The organism is Hymenobacter sp. AT01-02, from assembly GCF_000961955.2.
Classification (GTDB): Bacteria; Bacteroidota; Bacteroidia; order Cytophagales; family Hymenobacteraceae; genus Hymenobacter; species Hymenobacter mucosus.
Genome location: NZ_JZIR02000014.1, coordinates 118938 through 134578 on the forward strand (window position 1 = coordinate 118938; position 15641 = coordinate 134578).

Genomic DNA, 15641 nt, shown 5'->3' on the forward strand with positions numbered 1-15641 from the left:
ATCCAGTAGCCTCAAGACGAACTGTGGCATCCCCACAGCAATAACCACTTCTCTCATTGGTCGCTCCACTACTAGCGGCCTCATCAGCTACCTACCCCTATGAAAGGTATAGTTCTCGGCCTGAGTTTCTTACTGCTGGGTGCGCCAGGCTCCTACGCCCAACAAAAAAGTGGAAGTGCTGCACCGGCGAAGAATGTGCTTGCAGAGCAACAGATCAAGAAGCTTTCCAAGGACAAGTGGCGCTGGATGGCCGAGCGCAAAGCCGACACGCTGGCGGTCCTCTTCGATGACCAGGCGATGTTTGTCCATATGGGCGGAAGCTGGGGCAAAAAACAGGAACTCGATGTCATCCGCAGCGGGAGCATACACTACAAGCAGGCGGACGTAGAGGAAACGTCGGTGCAGATTATTGAAAACACGGCCATTCTGCTGAGTAAGATCCGGCTGCTTGCCGTGGTGGGAGGAAATGAGGTCACCAACCCCTTCATCGTGACGGAAGTGTACGTGCGCGAAAAAGGCAAGTGGAAGCTGGGCTCGCTCTCCTTTACCCGCCTGCTCACTCCCTAGTGCCAGACGTTTCCCAGGCTGCCAGCGTTGAAATCTTCGTTCGGAACCTTCACCAGCCAACAGTACTTCTCATGGAAAAACAGGCGCACCAACACCTGCAAAGCTGGAAGCAATTTTCGACTGCCATCACGCGCTGGCTGCTGGGGTGCTTCCTCTTGCTTTCAGCGTGTTCGTTCTCCCAGTCGGAAGACCAACAGGCACCCGTGAAAGCGCCCCCCGAGCCGAGCAAAGTGCTTATCGTGTACCTGTCGCGCACGAACAACACTAAGGCCGTAGCGGGCATGATTCACCAAGCCGTAGGCGGGACGCTGGTAGCGCTGGAACTGGAGCAGCCCTACCCGGCCAACTACCAAGCCACGGTGCAACAAGTGGCCCGGGAAAATCAAACCGGCTACCTGCCCCCACTGCGCACGAAAATTGCAAACCTGCAGCAGTACGACGTAGTCTTTGTGGGATTCCCGACCTGGGGCATGCAGTTGCCCCCGCCCATCAAGAGCTTTCTAAAGCAGGTTGACCTGAGCGGCAAAACTCTCGTGCCCTTCAACACCAATGCGGGCTATGGGGTAGGCAGCAGCTTCGAGACGGTCAAAGCGCTGGCTCCCCAGAGTACCATTCTGGAAGGTTTTTCGACCCGAGGCGGGGTAGAACGGGACGGTGTGCTCTTCGTGATGGAGGGGACGAAAGAAAAGCAGGTCCAGACGGAAGTTCACGCCTGGCTGAAAAGAATCAACCTGCTCGGCACCAAGTAAATGGCCCCGGCCGCGTCAGCAGCCAGGGCCATTTACTGAATGAACGGGGTGAAACGGTCCGTTTAGCGGTTGATGGCTTGTTGCGACTGCGCCGAGTAGCGGGCTCCCTGGATTTCTACCTGGGCAAGAGCCTGCTCGATGCGCTGCAGGTCGTCGGCGGTCAACTGCACAGCAGCTGCACTGATGTTTTCTTCCAGCCGGTGCAGCTTGGTCGTACCGGGAATGGGCGCAATCCACGGCTTCTGCGCCAGCAGCCAAGCCAACGCAATCTGAGCCGGGGTAACCTGCTTGTCGGCGGCAATGGTGCCTAACAGGTCCACCAGCGCCTGATTGGCTTTGCGCGCTTCGGGCGAGAAGCGAGGTACCGTGTTGCGGAAGTCCGTCGGGTCAAACTCGGTCTTCTCGTCAATCTTGCCGGTGAGAAAGCCTTGCCCAGCGGGCTGAACGGGACAAAGCCGATACCCAGCTCTTCGAGCGTAGGCAGCACACTCTGCTCCGGCTCGCGCCACCACAGGGAGTACTCGCTCTGCAGGGCCGACAACGGCTGCACGGCGTGTGCCTGGCGAATGGCGGCCGCGCCGGCTTCCGAAAGGCCAAAGTACCTCACCTTACCTTCCTGAATCAGGTCCTTGACCGCCCCGGCCACGTCCTCCATGGGCACGCTCGGGTCGACGCGATGCTGATAGAACAGGTCGATGTAGTCGGTCTTCATGCGTCGGAGCGACTGCTCCAAAACTTCCCGGATACGCTCGGGCCGGCTGTCCATCCCGAGCTGGGGCTTGCCCTCCTTGAAACCGAACTTGGTGGCAATGACTACCTGCTCGCGCACCGGGGCCAGGGCTTGCCCCACGAGTGTTTCGTTGAGTTCCCCGTAGGCTTCCGCCGTGTCAAAGAAGGTCACGCCCCGCTCGAAAGCGGACCGAATCAATTGAATAGCGTCATCCGGCGCCACTCCCGGACCTAGTCCGAAGGTCAGACCCATGCAGCCCAGTCCGAGCGCGGAGACTTCCAGGCCACTGGTGCCCACTTTTCGCTTTTCCATAGGTATTAGTTGTAGGTGTAAACAGGTTGATGGCTTACTTGCCCTTCGGTGCGCTCGTCTGGCTGCTGGTCTCCAGCACCTTGGCGAGGACGGCCCGGCCGGCGTCTGCTCCCGTTTTTCCGCCACTCACCTCCGTTAAGGCCAGCAGCTGCCGGAGTTGAGCGGGCGTTAAGCCGATGTGCAGTCCAATGCTCAGATGCCCTTGCAGCATGGGCTCGACGCCCCCCAGGCTTACCAGCGCGGCAATGGTGGCCAGCTCCCGCTCCTGGTAGGTCAGCACGTCACGCTCAAAGAGGTCAGCAAACAAATGCTCTTTCAGGAAGCGGTCTATTTCCGGGCTGAAGGCGCTGTAACCTGTCTTCAGCCCCGTTTCGGGTGTGCCGGTGAGCGTTTCCAGGTTCTGTTTGCCGCGCTCGTACTTGGAGGCGGTGCTGGTAATGGGCGAGGCTTCTTTGCCCAGCACATGCGTAATTCCTTTCGCTTTGCGCTCCTCCATTACCTTGAGCAGTGTGTTGAGGCCGTTGATGCTGCGAGGAAAGCCGCAGTAGGCATACAGGTGCACCAGCACTTCCTTCTCCTCATTTATGGTCAGGCCCGACTCTAATCCTTTGCCCAGGGCCTGCTGCAGCCGGGGTAAATAGCCCTTGGCCGTGAGGACGGCAATGGTCACGATGGCTTGTTGGCGACCCGTCAGCGAATCGGCTGCGGGCGCAGAATCTCCGGCTTGCAAGGGCAGCACAAACAACAGGAGCAAAAACGTCAGCGCTGGTATCCGAAAGAAGAGTTGCCGCATGAGTTTAGGCAGGTTGACGCAAGGCGTCCAGTACCTTGTCCGGGGTCATGGGTAGGGAGCGCAGCCGCCGACCGGTGGCGTGGAACACGGCGTTGGCCACGGCGGCCGTTACCCCCACGATGGCAATTTCGCCGATGCCCTTCACGCCCATGGCGTTGACGTAGGGGTCGTGCTCGTCGACGAACTCCACCTGCATGTCGGGAATGTCAGCATTGACGGGAATGTGATAGTTGGCCAGGTCGGCGTTGGTGTAGCGGGCCAGATGCGGGTCACGCACGGTTTGCTCCATCAGGGCTGCTCCGATGCCGAAGATACTTCCCCCAATGACCTGCGAACGAGCGGTTTTGGGGTTGAGGATACGGCCGGCCGCCATCACGCTTACCCAGCGGGTGACGCGCACGGTGCCTAAGTCGGGATCTACCAGCACCTCGCAGAAATGTGTGCCGAAGGCGTGCATGGAGTGGGGGGCCGCTTCTTCCTTCTTGTTCATGTTGGCGTTGGCTGTGGCCTGTGGGGCTTCGTAGCCTGCCCCGTAGCGGCCCAGGGCGCTGCCTTCACATCGCTCAGGTTGGCGCGCTTCATTACCTCGCCGAACGCCTCACCCTTGCTCGGGTCAGCTTTCAGCTGCAGGCGGCCCTGCTCGACTGCTACGTCGGCCGGTTTGGCTCCGTACAGCGGCGAGCGTTTGTCCATGGCGGCCACCTTGATGAGCTTCTGCCACACTTCCTGGGCCGCCAGATACACCGACGAGGACACCCGGCCGGCCGCCGTGGAGCCGCCTGACCACTGCGTAGTAGGTAACACGGTGTCGCCCAGTTCAAAGCGGATTTTCTCTGGCGGCAGGCCCAACGCGTCGGCCGCCACCTGGGTGATAATGGTGTAGGTGCCCGTGCCCAGGTCGGTGGCCCCGGCCTGCACCACGGCCCGGCCGTCGGCGTAGAGGCGCACGCGGGCGTTGCCCTGGGAGCTGTGTACGGGGTAGCTGGCCGTGGCCATGCCGTAACCTACCAGGTACTTGCCGTTGCGGGTCTGGCCATTCTTCGGGTTGCGCTGGCTCCAGCCGAACAGCTCGGCCCCGCGCTGGTAGCACTCTTTCAGGCTCTTGCTCGACCAGGGATGGCCATTGGTCGGGTCCTTCTCGGCGTAGTTGAGTAGCCGCACCTGAATCGGGTCCAGACCAAGCTGGTAGGCCAGATCGTCCATGGCGCACTCGATGGCAAACGAGCCGGGCATGTCGCCCGGAGCACGAGTAGAGGTGGGCGTCATTATGTTGGCCCGACCCAGGCGGTAGGTGCCCTCGAAGGCGGGACACTGGTAGAGCATGTTGATGATGCGGCCGTTGGTTTCGGCCCAGTCTTCCCAAGGCGAGGTGGTCGACCGTTTCTCGTGCACCAGTGCCAGCAGTTTGCCCTCTTTAGTGGCCCCGACGCGCAGAGTTTGTTCCTGTTCCTCGCGCAGGCCCATGCCGGTAAACTGCTGCTGGCGGGTAAGTACGAGTTTCACGGGCCGGCCCACGGCCTTGGCGGCCAGCGGTGCCAGCACCACATGGGGCCACACCCAGGCCTTACAGCCAAAGCCGCCGCCGAGAAACTTGTTGACCACGCGCACCTGCTCGGTAGAGAGGCCCAGCATGGCCGCCAAGGTCTTTTGCGTTTCGGACACGCCCTGGGTGGTATCGTACACAGTCAGGCGGTCCGCGGCTTCCCAGTGGGCCGTGGTCGCGCCCGGTTCCATGGGGTTGTGATGGGTAGTGGCGTGAGAGTAGGTGGCCGTGAGCTGCACCGGGGCACTGGCAAACGCGGCCTGGGCGTCGCCGCGCTTCGTGACGCCGGGCTGATAGCCCCGGATGGTCTTCGGCACGTAGAGTTCCGCCTTGGGGTTCTGATAGGAAGCCATGGGCGCTTCCGGAGCAATAGTCACCTTCAGCAGAGCGGCGGCGTACTGCGCGTGTTCCAGTGTATCGGCCACGACGATGGCCACCGGTTGTCCCGCGTAGTGCACCTGATCCGACTCCATCGGGAAAAAGCTCATTGGCGAGGAGGCGAAGGAGCGGCGGTCGTCGGGGTTGTTAGGGGTCTTGGCCAGCTTGGGCAGGTTCTGGTGGGTCAGGATAGCCAGCACCCCCGGCTGCTTCTGCGCCAAGCTGGTATCAAAGCCGGTGACGCGGCCCTTGGCCACGTCGCTGGTTTTGAGCACGGCGTGCACTAAGCCCGGCAAGCGGTTGTACTCGGCCGAGTACTTGGCCTGTCCTGTCACTTTCGCCCAGCCATCCACCCGGTTCAGGGGCTGGCCTACAACGCCCGGCGTCGCGTTCGTGTCAAAGAATTGGGGTTCGGTATCCATCGGGAAGCGTCAGACTGAAGGAAGGATAGGGCACGCGTTGGGCAACTAGCTGGACGTCATCTGCTGCAGGGCACGCACAAGTGTGTTCTGTGCCAGTTCGACCTTGTAGCGGTTATGCTCCCGGGGTTGAGCGCCCTGTAAAGCGGTCGCAGCAGCTGCTCGGAAGGTAGCCTCCGTAGCCGGTTGACCGACCAATGCCCGTTCTGCTTCGCGGCTGCGCCAGGGCTGCGCGCCAACCCCACCCAATGCTACGCGGGCCGTGCGAATAGTGCCGCCCTGCACGTCCAGGCCCACGGCCGCCGAAGCCAAGGCATACGCGTAACTGCTCCGCTCGCGCACCTTCAGGTATGTCGAGCGCTGGGCATGAGCGGCCGGTGGTAGGGTGACGGCTACGATCAGCTCGCCGGGCTCCAATATCGTCTCCAGGTGAGGCGTGTTGCCGGGTAGCCGGTAAAAATCGGTGAGCGGCACCCGCCGCTGCCTACCCTTCTGATTTTCCAGCGTCAGCACCGCATCGAAGGCAGCCAGGGCCACAGAGAAGTCACCGGGGTAGGAGTTGGCAATGCACGAGTCACTCACGCCCAAGATGGCCAGGTTATGGTTATCCCCGTCCAGGGCAGGACAACCCGAGCCGGGTATGCGCTTGTTGCAGGGAAAGGCTGGGTCGCGGAAGTAGCCGCAGCGGGTGCGCTGCAGAATGTTGCCCCCGATGCTGGCCATGTTGCGCAGCTGGGGCGAGGCCGCCAGTAGCAGGGACTGAGACACAGCCGGGAACTGCTGCACAACCAGTGGATGCTCGCCTACGTCACTCATGGTTTCCAGCGCCCCGATACGCAGCCCGTCTTTGGTCTGCTCAATACCCTTGAAAGGCAGCCGGTTGATATCGATGAGCTGGGGGTGTTCCTGCAGATGGGCTTTCATCAAGTCCAGCAGGGTGGTGCCGCCGGCGATGTAGGCCGCCGTGGGCGTGTCTTTGCGCAGGCGGGCAGCGTCTTTAGTCGAAGCGGCCTGGACGTAGCTGAAGTCGTTCATCTTGGTTAGCCTTTCGTGGATTGAGCGGCCACTTCACGCACGGCGGCCAGGATGTTGGGGTAGGCCCCGCAGCGGCACAGGTTGCCACTCATCCATTCGCGGGCCTGGGCGTCAGTGGTAGCGTGGCCTTCCTGCACGCAGGCGACGCCCGACATAATCTGGCCCGGCGTGCAGTACCCGCACTGAAAGCCATCGTGCTTGATAAAAGCCGCTTGCATCGGATGCAGCTGGTCGCCTTGGGCCAAGCCCTCAATGGTGGTGATTTCCTTGCCCTGCGTCATCACGGCCAGCGTCAGGCACGACAGAGTTCGTTTGCCGTTGACGTGCACCGTGCAGGCCCCGCACTGGCCGTGGTCACAGCCTTTCTTGGTGCCGGTCAGATCCAGCCGCTCGCGCAGCGCGTCCAGCAGCGTCACACGGGGCTCCACGCGCACCGAGTGGGCCTGGCCGTTCACGCGTAGGGTGATGTCAGTAACACCCTGCATGACCTTGGAGTAGGCCGTCAGGCGCTCGGCCTGGCTCACGAGTGGCGGGGCCAGCGCCAAGCCCACAATACCACCGGCCTGTTTCATGAACGAGCGGCGAGAAGTGTCGGCTGGTGGCGTGCCCGCGTTGGGAAACAAGTCGGATTCCATAACAAAAGGGGTAGTAGTACAGTCAGCAAGAGCGTCGCAAGCGGCTTGACCCAGCACGAGGTATTAACAGGCGAAAAATGCGAGCCTGTACTATGTACATCTGTCCTAGCGCAAGCACCTGACACTAGGGAGGGCTGGCTGAGCGACACTACACAAAAGACACACGCACCAGTACTCTAGGTCTGCGACTCAGTAGGGAATATACCTAGCGGCACGGTCGAAGTTGCTGCCCTCCCCGGTATTGTTTGAAACCCTTACTGATTTGTTTGATTCGTGTACTCCATCGTCGTCTGGTAATCTGACGGAGACGTAGCGTGGAACCCAACGGGCCGCGACGCGCTAGGCATCCGCCACCTGTTCGGCATCCCGACGATAGGCCAGGGGCGTAGTGCCCGTATGCTTCTTGAAGAAGTTGTTGAAGTAAGTAGGGTACTCAAAGCCCAGGCTGTAGGCAATTTCGGCCGTGCTCCACGAGGTGTGATGCAGCAGCGCTTTGGCTTCACCGATGACTCGTTCGGCAATGTGCGTCGTCGTGGGCTTGCCAGTGACTTCCTTCACAGCACGGTTCAGGTGGTTGACGTGCACCCCCAGTTGGTGAGCAAAGTCCTGGGCAGTTTTCAGCGGCAGGGACTGGCCCGGGCTTTCCACTGGAAAAAACCGTTCCAGCAGCTCCAGAAACAGCGCCGTTATCCGGGACGAGGCGTTTTTGTGTTGCACGTAGCTTTCCGTGGGCTGCATACGCAAGGCCTCGTGGATGAGCAAATGCAGGTAGGTGCGAATCAGGTCCCCTTTGTACAGGTACTCAGTGCTCTGCTCGGCCAGAATCTTCTCAAAGATGCCTTGGGCGTAGGCAGCCTGCGCCTCGTTCAGGTGAAAAACGGGCGTGCCCCCAACCTTGAACAGGGGGGACTGTTGCAGGCTTTCCGACCGGTCGTTTTCCTTCATGAACGCCTCAGTAAAGAGGCAGGAGTAGCCCGTCAGGCGCGGATCATGCAGCTCGATGGAGTACGGAATGTGCGGGTTGGCAAACATCAGGCTGGGGCCGGTGATGCCAATGCTGCGGTCCGCGTAATGAACGGTGCAGGGACTGGTCACCAAGGCTACCTTGTAGAAGTCCCGGCGGCGGTACGCATGGCTTGGGCCGGCGGCCGTGTCGACCTGGTAGGCCTTAAACCTTTCAGCTTGAGCTCCTGGGGGGTCAGATCATCGTGGCTGCTGATCGGCTGCGTGGTGGGGGCGGCTCCGGGGTTCATAACGTTCAGTCGGTAAGGGCATTCGTACGCGGGTGCTGCGTTAGGGAAGGTAAGCCTTTGTAACCACACCCGAAAAACGGAAGCGTCAGCAAGTACGAGTTGCGTGTCTGCTGACGTCCTGGGTTGGGGTAGCAGCGGGTTAGTCGTGGATTTTCCGCTCGCTGATCCACTTGACCATGTTCGGGTCGCGGTGATCGAAGAAGAGGCTGGCCTTCGTGTCGAGCGTGGCAATGGCCTGCATATCCTCTGGGCTCAGCTCGAAGTCGAAAATGTTGAAGTTTTCGGCCATGCGCTCGGGGCGCACCGACTTGGGGATGGCAACCACGCCGCGCTGAGTAAGCCAGCGCAGGACCACCTGCGCCACCGACTTCTGATACTTACCGGCAATGCTTTGCAGCAGCTCGTTGTGAAACAGGTCGTTCTTACCCTCGGCAAACGGGCCCCAGGATTCAATCTGCACCTGGTTTTCGGCCATGAACTTCTGCTCCTCTACCTGCTGATGGAAGGGGTGAGTTTCCACTTGGTTCACGGCCGGTTTTACCTCGTGCTGCACGAGGAAGTCCATCAGACGGTCAGGCGCGAAGTTGCTGACCCCGATGGCCTTGATGCGGCCGACTTTGTAGAGCTCTTCCATAGCCCGCCAAGCCCCGTGCACGTCGCCGTAGGGCTGGTGAATGAGGTAGAGGTCCAGGTAGTCGAGCTGAAGCTTGCGCAAGGACGTTTCAAATGCCTGCTTGGCTCCTTCGTAGCTGGCGTCCTGCACCCACAGCTTGGTGGTGATGAACAGCTCTTCACGCGGCACCCCACTCTTCTTAATGGCGTTACCGACGGCTTCCTCGTTCATATAGGAAGCAGCCGTATCAATCAGGCGGTAGCCGGCTTTGATGGCTTCCAGCACGCTACGTTCGCACTCGGCCGGGTCGGGAACCTGGAAGACGCCAAAACCCAGCAGTGGCATTTCCACCCCGTTATTTAACTCTACAGTCTGCATATATGTGTTGACTAAAAGGTGAGTAGAAGGAGGTCAGCTGACGTTGCGCTCCTGTGTAGTTCGATGCGTCTCAGGGTACAGAACAGCCTTAACCAGCACGAACTTGCTCTGCAAAGGTCCGGCAAGGGCATCCGCTCTGAAAAAGAGAATCAAACCAATCAGTACACAATTCAAACAATTCGAAAGCGGAACACCCACCGTTAGTTCGCGTCTTGATATTGCTCAGCGGTAACCGGCTGGAGCCAAACCGCCCCACCCTTCTCGGTATTGGGCACAATGGCAACATGGGTCATGGGCTGCTGGGAGGAGGCACCGTGCCAGTGTTCCACCCCGGGCGGGGCTTGGATGACATCGCCCTTACGCAACAACCGCTTGGGACGGCCCTTCTCCTGGTAGTACCCTACCCCACCCGTTACCAGCAGAATCTGCCCGGTAGGGTGGCGGTGCCAGTGGGTGCGGGCGCCGGGTTCAAACACGACGTTGCCGACTACACACTGAAAGGTGCTATCATTGTTTACCAAAGACTTGACCCATACGGTGCCAGTAAAATGCTGCGCTGAAGCCCGTTCGCCCTGAGCGAAGATGCGGCCTGAAGTATTGGTTGGAGCTGTGGGGGCGCCAGTTTGTGCATGGCTGGGTAGGACGAACAGGCCGAGCAACGCACTCAAACCAAGAGCAAATCGTGTCATCGCGTAGTGGAGTAAGGTCAAGTACTAGAGCCGCGAGGCAGTGTATTTAATGATGTAGAGAATTACGACCGTCGGCGTTGACGCTTCGCCAGATGGAGCCTGGTACGTCTCCCGCAGGTCCTGGCAGGCGCACATAGCAGTGAAATACGCGTGCGGGTGTAGGAAGGCGCAGGAGTTCGTGGAGGATCAGGCGCAGGTAGCTGCGGAGTAACTCGTGCTTGAAGAGATACGCTGATTGTTGTTCAGCCAGCATTCTCTCAAACAGGCTGGTGAGGTAGGCGGCCTGCGGGCCTTGAAGCAGAAAAACACGATTGTTCCTTCTATTGAACAGTTGCCCCAGTTCCCCTCCGCACGCGTGCACAAATGACTCAGTGAACAGGCAACCGTAGCCCGTTTGGCGGGCCGACAACCAAGTGGAAGCAGCCTTAAGGGAGGGGGTACCCAACAGCATATACGTACTGTCTCGCTCGGCTTCACGGCCGACGTCCTGAAGTTGACGCTGGTCGGAAAGCAAATACATTGTGTAATAGTCACGGCGGTGGCAAGCTGGAACCGGACCCGAAGACGTGTCTATCTGGTAAGCTTTGAACCCTCTCATAATCATCCTGACAGTACCCAAACTTTGGTCGTTAACTGCCAACGCCCCATTGACGCATGTGGCAGGGAGTCAACTTCTGCTGGTACCTAACTACAGTTTCTTCTCGCACCTGTCCCGTCTCGATGAGAAAGACCGGATACGATGGAAGCAGCTTGTTGTACTAGTTCTGCAAAGGTCCGCTCGTCAGACCACGTCGAATAATGGAAATCAAACGGATGGGTATGAGATTCAAACAACTGGTGCTCAAACCACCTTGTTGCATCTAGTTTCACTGTTGAAATGGCGCAATGACGATTTCCCACAGCCACCAACCACCGTGTACAATCATACATGTTGTGTGCACGCACGAGACCTGTCTCATTTAGCGTGATCCTGCATGTTTCTACAGGTATCACTCCCTGCAGTAGCCAGGAGGTATCACCTACAATGATTCCAGTACCCAACTAGATGTCACACCCCGTGGTTCAGAAGGAACCGGCCGGCAAAAAACAATGGAAAAACGGAGTTGCTGTGAATGCGAGAGTACTGGGTACCCTAAGAGAGACACCCCCCGGTGCGTAGGAGTAACCGGTCTACCCCCCTCATGCAGCCTCACCTGATGTTTAAGCGAGTTAAATCGTTCACGTTTAACTGCTGTAGAGTTATGTCCCTCTTCCACCTAGCCAGTGCCCGTGTGATTATGTCAGCAGAGAGGTAGTCTTGCAAACCGTGCACAGTTACTACCCTTCTTCTACGAACTCGTCTAAACCGTCAAGCACCTCCATTAGACGCACACGGTAGTGGCGGCAGAGCGTCATGAGGGTAAGTAATGTTACGTTTGATTTGCTCGACTCGATGCGGGCAATGTGCACGCCGGTAGCATCATAGACTTCCTGAAGCGTGAGCTTTCTGTCCTCACGCATTGACTTCAGCCGACGTGCTAACTCTGACAAAAAACGTGATTCGTGCTTACGCCCCATTGAGGTGGCAAAATCACTCCTCTCACCAGACCCAACAATGACATATTTGTCATTAACAAACTGAGGTCATAACTTTAGCACTCCAACACTACCTGCTCTACGGTCTATGCTCCCAGGGTCACCTTCATTATCACTGGCAGACCTCGACACCTCCCAAGCGGCTTGGACTCTGTTTGTTGTTCTGGTCCAGCAACTGACGATGCCCGATCAGCCCCTTTGCCATGTAGAGGTTGACGTAATCTTTACTCCCGACGAACACCTGAGCAGAGCAAAGATCAAGCTCACAACCGTCCTGCTTAGCCGCTTCACGGTTCAGATGTTTGACGAAACATACAAGGTAGATAGTTCAGTCCCCCTTTTCGAGAAGGTAACCTGGGCAGGAGACTCGGGCATTGTGATGGCATTCCTGAACCCAAGGGCTTATCAGAAGTGGCAACTTCTCCGGAAGGTCGTTGCGGAGTTGGTGCAAGAAGGCACGTTAACAGAGCACACATTGCAGCACTCACTGGAGCGTATGGAGCCCGGTGTTGTATTATCCATCAGCTAGTCTCCTTGCCAGAAGTGAAAAAGTTAAGTGCACTGCTCGGGTGCTTGGTAATGTCATCGGGTGTTCAAGCGCAGGAACTGTTGTACCCGGCGAAGTACCATGTTTATAAAGTAGTGCTCAGCCGCTTCATCTCGTTTGATGCTGGCTATCAAGCGCTCAAATCGTGGAAGATCGACTTGCTGATGGTGACAGGTCGGTCAAACGTTCTTATGTATAACACGGCAGGTAATGGAGTATACCGCACGCCAGTTGGTGCGCCAACTTACCGACTAAGTCACTTGAAGCATGCGTACAGAAACAGTTATGACGGTGTAGTCACAGAAGGTTACCATGACGCTCTATACTTGGGTCAGATATCCCCGCCATCGGAAGAGGTCCCTGATCCGAGCGAACCTGATGTCGTGTGGCGTTCCACTGTTTCAGGCAACAAGTCTCTTAACCTCCACTGGATGACATTGAGAACTCAGTTTAGACTTACGTTCTACTGCCGCCCGCTTTAGAGCACAGAGCATCTACACAAGCAGCTTGCTTCTGAGACGTACAGTTGAGGAAACAGCATCAGTACTGATTAGCTCTCACCGCCAGTTATCTGGTAGTAACGCTACCTACCGTGGCACTTTTTGAATTTGAGTCCAGAACCACAGAAGCAAATGTCATTGCGACCCAACTTTGTTGGTTGAGAAGTCCGGCCCTGGTTCCCTACAAAAACCGGTTGACCAGCTTTTAGACTTGCATGAATGTCCATAACAGACGGCTCGGGAAGCTTCTGTTTGGGCGCCGGCCCTCCGTGCTTCAGGTGGTCATATAACTCGTCGAAGAAGTCTGAGTAGTGCGGATTAAGCTGCACGAAGTCGAGCCCACGCTCAAGTCCAGTTTCCAGGCTGTCATGATGAATGAACGAGCCGACAAATTCCAGTTCGTCGCTACCCAACACCCGCCCCTGCACCCGTTGACGCTGGCGAAGGTATTCGGTCAACTTGTTGAAGTCCCAACGCAGAAACTTCCAAGCATCGACCAGGGCTTCTAAATCCCAGATGTTAACCGCCCAGGGATACGGCTCATTCGGTTCCTTTTCCAGAAGAAGGCTCAGGTTGGTGGCTAGGTGCCCGAAGTCGTCACGGGTCAGGCATACACAGAAACATTCAGTATGCTCATGAGGCGTGAGTGTAATGACTAATTCACCCGTACGGGTGTAGAGAGGTACATCTTCGCCAGCCGCTAAGCGACGCTGTATCCGCGCAGCTTGCTCAAACCCTTTTTGAATACCTGTGTCTTTTCGAAAACTCTGACGCAGCCGATCAAATGCTCTTTCGGGGGTACGAGACGGCTCAATGGGCGGACTGGCTTTGGCTTCAACTACCAGGACCGTGTTTGCTACTACTACAAGCAAGTCGTGCTCGCCTTGCGAGTGCGGTGTTTCAAAGAGTGTACTGAATACTAGTCCCTGATCACCAATTAGTCGTCTGAGCTGCGCCACTCCTTCTCGTTCAAGCACCTTGTCGCGATATGTGAAGTAGCGTCTGCGGTCAGGATTATCATTTGCTTCCAGTGCAGCCTCACAGGTGCGTAGTACTGCTTCAAACAGATTGTGGGGGGACGGGCAGCTGAAGTGTTCGTCATCTGCTACAATGAGAGGTTTATAGTCAAAAACCGAATCCTCCGTAGGGTACTCCAGAGAGTTGCCTTGCCCTCTTTCGACGGTGTAGCGTGTCCAGAAAGCCGGTGCCTGCTCCGGGAAGGCCGCTTGAATGACGGCCCGCGCTACCTGTCCTTTTCGCTGAAAGCGCGAGAAGTACCCGTACTGAATGGGATAATTCTCACGCAGGAACGCTGGGTAATCAGGATTAGCACGCCGCATAAAATCGCCGCTTTTGAAAAAGCGCTCCTGCTCTCCCTCCAGTTGGGAATGCAATTCGCGCATGATGCGCTCGTCTTCCCGCATGGTATGCACGATGAAGTCCATCATGGCCAATGAGTCGCTGGCAGAGATGCCAATAGTGCGCATTAACTCCGCATCGAAAGGAATACAGTACTCTTGAATGCGAGAGCGAACCTGCTCTACCGTCGCAATCAGGCTCGTGTTAAAGTAGTGCATGAAGGTCGGCCCTGCCACCTCCCGAATCCGCCACCACTGCTCACTTTGCTCACCAGGAGTGCTAGGCAGGAAAAGCTCTTCGTATACACCGAACGCATCATTAAGTAGTTGTACACATTGGTTCCAGGCAGCAAAGTCAAACTCCTTAGGTTCATCCGGCTCTTCAGTAGTCAACAACAATCCTAACAGGAAGGCGTGCTGGCGTGCCGGTGACTCAAGTTGGAGCACACCGGGTGGGGTACTGTTTTCTGCACCTACAACCCGTAGACGCATAGCGTAGAGCATGTTAGTGATGTCGCTGGTAGCGTAGCCAGCCAACAAGCTTTTGAGTGTGGTAACGAAGTGCTGAAGTTGTTCGGTAATATCCGCCATAGACGCGTTTCGCTTGCCGGCTACCTGCTGTACTTCTCGGCGTTCTGTACACGAAAAGTAACACGGCGTTTGGAGTAGCAATCAACAGAAATATAGACAGAGGGCTCAACAACAACCCCAACTTCTTCCTGAACTATGCATTAACGACAGGTCGGTTGCGCTCATGCATTCGGCACCTAATGGGTGCATATGTAACTCGCCAGTGTATCCCAACCGTTTTCTTGACCACATGACTACTTCTACCGCTACTTGGTTTTCCTACCACAGTTTGAGACGAACAATTTTCCACTGTGGTTTGAACCCGTACATTTGAGTTAACCAACAAGAGAAAGATACACACCCGATACGGGAGATTTCCGGCTCTTTCCAAGGGTTTCAAGCCGACAACGGAAACCTGTTACTCATTTCTCACGACGACTGTGGGAAGAGGTTGTAGGCACCATCGTGGGCACCACAAACAAAAAGCCACTCAGCAGCTAAGCTAAGTGGCTTAATATCAAGGTGGCCCCGATTGGATTCGAACCAATGACCGGCTGCTTAGAAGGCAGCTGCTCTATCCAGCTGAGCTACGGGGTCAAAAAAGAATAGCCGCCCGCCCCAAAGGCGGGCTGGCGGCTATAAAGTCGGGGTGGCAGGATTCGAACCTGCGGCCTCCTGCTCCCAAAGCAGGCGCGATACCGGGCTACGCTACACCCCGAGAACTGACAGAGTCAGCAATATTTCGTAAGAAGGCTTTCCACGTGGGAAAGTTTAGGCTCGCATTATAGAAAGCCTTCTTATGTGGAGAGGGGGGGATTCGAACCCCCGGTAACCTTTAGAGCTACGGCAGTTTAGCAAACTACTGGTTTAAGCCACTCACCCACCTCTCCAATGGGACGTCTTTCCGTCCGAAAGCTGTGCAAATATACAAGCAGATTGGAGATTCAAACGTTTTTCAAAAAAAATATCTTCCATCTTGCCACTCTAACGCGGGTAG

At 57.2% G+C, this 15641-nt stretch carries 14 protein-coding genes, 3 tRNA genes and 1 pseudogene; 3 read left to right on the forward strand and 15 right to left on the reverse strand.

Annotation, left to right across the window (positions count from 1 at the left end):
* Positions 1–99 precede the first annotated feature (99 nt).
* Together VI25_RS05400 and VI25_RS05405 are read left to right on the forward strand one after the other, a co-directional pair.
* Entirely contained in the window at positions 100–567 is a 468-nt protein-coding gene (locus VI25_RS05400) for a nuclear transport factor 2 family protein (protein WP_045688824.1), read from the forward strand.
* Positions 568–638: 71 nt separating this feature from the next.
* Positions 639–1316, forward strand: coding sequence for a flavodoxin (locus VI25_RS05405; RefSeq protein ID WP_152981502.1), 678 nt, complete (start codon positions 639–641; stop codon positions 1314–1316).
* A 62-nt stretch (positions 1317–1378) separates the two neighbouring features.
* Here VI25_RS05405 and VI25_RS28820 read toward each other — a convergent pair.
* The 11 genes and pseudogenes from VI25_RS28820 to VI25_RS05455 all read right to left on the reverse strand — a co-directional run bounded on the left by VI25_RS28820 (position 1379) and on the right by VI25_RS05455 (position 11594).
* A pseudogene (locus tag VI25_RS28820) lies at positions 1379–2358 on the reverse strand (aldo/keto reductase).
* A 34-nt stretch (positions 2359–2392) separates the two neighbouring features.
* Entirely contained in the window at positions 2393–3151 is a 759-nt protein-coding gene (locus VI25_RS05415; RefSeq protein WP_045688822.1) for a carboxymuconolactone decarboxylase family protein, read from the reverse strand.
* Positions 3152–3155: 4 nt separating this feature from the next.
* Positions 3156–3641, reverse strand: a complete 486-nt coding sequence (locus VI25_RS27615) for a xanthine dehydrogenase family protein molybdopterin-binding subunit (RefSeq protein WP_045688821.1) — start codon at positions 3639–3641, stop codon at positions 3156–3158.
* Positions 3638–5494, reverse strand: coding sequence for a xanthine dehydrogenase family protein molybdopterin-binding subunit (locus tag VI25_RS05420; protein ID WP_262489919.1), 1857 nt, complete (start codon positions 5492–5494; stop codon positions 3638–3640). Before VI25_RS05420 ends, VI25_RS27615 begins: the two co-directional genes overlap by 4 nt.
* Positions 5495–5539: 45 nt before the next feature.
* A complete protein-coding gene (locus tag VI25_RS05425) occupies positions 5540–6526 on the reverse strand; it encodes an FAD binding domain-containing protein (protein WP_045688820.1) in 987 nt (328 codons plus the stop codon).
* 5 nt (positions 6527–6531) lie between these two features.
* Positions 6532–7161, reverse strand: a complete 630-nt coding sequence (locus tag VI25_RS05430) for a (2Fe-2S)-binding protein (protein WP_045688819.1) — start codon at positions 7159–7161, stop codon at positions 6532–6534.
* Between the two features lie 339 nt (positions 7162–7500).
* Positions 7501–8256 carry a helix-turn-helix domain-containing protein gene (locus tag VI25_RS05435; RefSeq protein ID WP_236704926.1) on the reverse strand — a complete coding sequence of 252 codons (756 nt, stop codon included), beginning with the start codon at positions 8254–8256 and terminating at the stop codon, positions 7501–7503.
* Between the two features lie 297 nt (positions 8257–8553).
* Entirely contained in the window at positions 8554–9405 is an 852-nt protein-coding gene (locus tag VI25_RS05440; protein WP_045688818.1) for an aldo/keto reductase, read from the reverse strand.
* A 200-nt stretch (positions 9406–9605) separates the two neighbouring features.
* Positions 9606–10094, reverse strand: coding sequence for a cupin domain-containing protein (locus VI25_RS05445; protein ID WP_082455405.1), 489 nt, complete (start codon positions 10092–10094; stop codon positions 9606–9608).
* Between the two features lie 46 nt (positions 10095–10140).
* On the reverse strand, positions 10141–10692 hold the full coding sequence (locus VI25_RS05450; protein WP_152981503.1) for a hypothetical protein: 552 nt from the start codon (positions 10690–10692) through the stop codon (positions 10141–10143).
* A 719-nt stretch (positions 10693–11411) separates the two neighbouring features.
* The gene (locus VI25_RS05455; RefSeq protein WP_161806878.1) at positions 11412–11594 is read right to left on the reverse strand and encodes a helix-turn-helix domain-containing protein; all 183 of its coding nucleotides are present in this window, start codon (positions 11592–11594) and stop codon (positions 11412–11414) included.
* 163 nt (positions 11595–11757) lie between these two features.
* Between VI25_RS05455 and VI25_RS05460 the strand changes: the two genes are divergently transcribed.
* Positions 11758–12198 carry a hypothetical protein gene (locus tag VI25_RS05460; RefSeq protein ID WP_045688816.1) on the forward strand — a complete coding sequence of 147 codons (441 nt, stop codon included), beginning with the start codon at positions 11758–11760 and terminating at the stop codon, positions 12196–12198.
* 601 nt (positions 12199–12799) lie between these two features.
* Here VI25_RS05460 and VI25_RS05470 read toward each other — a convergent pair.
* The 4 genes from VI25_RS05470 to VI25_RS05485 form a co-directional block, all read right to left on the reverse strand.
* The gene (locus VI25_RS05470) at positions 12800–14665 is read right to left on the reverse strand and encodes a YecA family protein (RefSeq protein ID WP_045688814.1); all 1866 of its coding nucleotides are present in this window, start codon (positions 14663–14665) and stop codon (positions 12800–12802) included.
* 502 nt (positions 14666–15167) lie between these two features.
* A tRNA-Arg gene (locus VI25_RS05475) sits at positions 15168–15241 on the reverse strand.
* Between the two features lie 47 nt (positions 15242–15288).
* A tRNA-Pro gene (locus VI25_RS05480) sits at positions 15289–15362 on the reverse strand.
* A gap of 84 nt (positions 15363–15446) precedes the next feature.
* Positions 15447–15534, reverse strand: a tRNA-Ser gene (locus VI25_RS05485).
* Positions 15535–15641 lie beyond the last annotated feature (107 nt).

Excerpts from the sequence above, each read along its gene's own strand:
- VI25_RS05400 (WP_045688824.1), top strand. The coding sequence starts at position 100 with ATGAAAGGTATAGTTCTCGGCCTGAGTTTCTTACTGCTGGGTGCGCCA.
- VI25_RS05405 (WP_152981502.1), top strand. The coding sequence starts at position 639 with ATGGAAAAACAGGCGCACCAACACCTGCAAAGCTGGAAGCAATTTTCG.
- VI25_RS05415 (WP_045688822.1), bottom strand. The coding sequence starts at position 3,151 with ATGCGGCAACTCTTCTTTCGGATACCAGCGCTGACGTTTTTGCTCCTG.
- VI25_RS27615 (WP_045688821.1), bottom strand. The coding sequence starts at position 3,641 with ATGAACAAGAAGGAAGAAGCGGCCCCCCACTCCATGCACGCCTTCGGC.
- VI25_RS05420 (WP_262489919.1), bottom strand. The coding sequence starts at position 5,494 with ATGGATACCGAACCCCAATTCTTTGACACGAACGCGACGCCGGGCGTT.
- VI25_RS05425 (WP_045688820.1), bottom strand. The coding sequence starts at position 6,526 with ATGAACGACTTCAGCTACGTCCAGGCCGCTTCGACTAAAGACGCTGCC.
- VI25_RS05430 (WP_045688819.1), bottom strand. The coding sequence starts at position 7,161 with ATGGAATCCGACTTGTTTCCCAACGCGGGCACGCCACCAGCCGACACT.
- VI25_RS05440 (WP_045688818.1), bottom strand. The coding sequence starts at position 9,405 with ATGCAGACTGTAGAGTTAAATAACGGGGTGGAAATGCCACTGCTGGGT.
- VI25_RS05445 (WP_082455405.1), bottom strand. The coding sequence starts at position 10,094 with ATGACACGATTTGCTCTTGGTTTGAGTGCGTTGCTCGGCCTGTTCGTC.
- VI25_RS05450 (WP_152981503.1), bottom strand. The coding sequence starts at position 10,692 with ATGAGAGGGTTCAAAGCTTACCAGATAGACACGTCTTCGGGTCCGGTT.
- VI25_RS05455 (WP_161806878.1), bottom strand. The coding sequence starts at position 11,594 with ATGCGTGAGGACAGAAAGCTCACGCTTCAGGAAGTCTATGATGCTACC.
- VI25_RS05460 (WP_045688816.1), top strand. The coding sequence starts at position 11,758 with ATGCTCCCAGGGTCACCTTCATTATCACTGGCAGACCTCGACACCTCC.
- VI25_RS05470 (WP_045688814.1), bottom strand. The coding sequence starts at position 14,665 with ATGGCGGATATTACCGAACAACTTCAGCACTTCGTTACCACACTCAAA.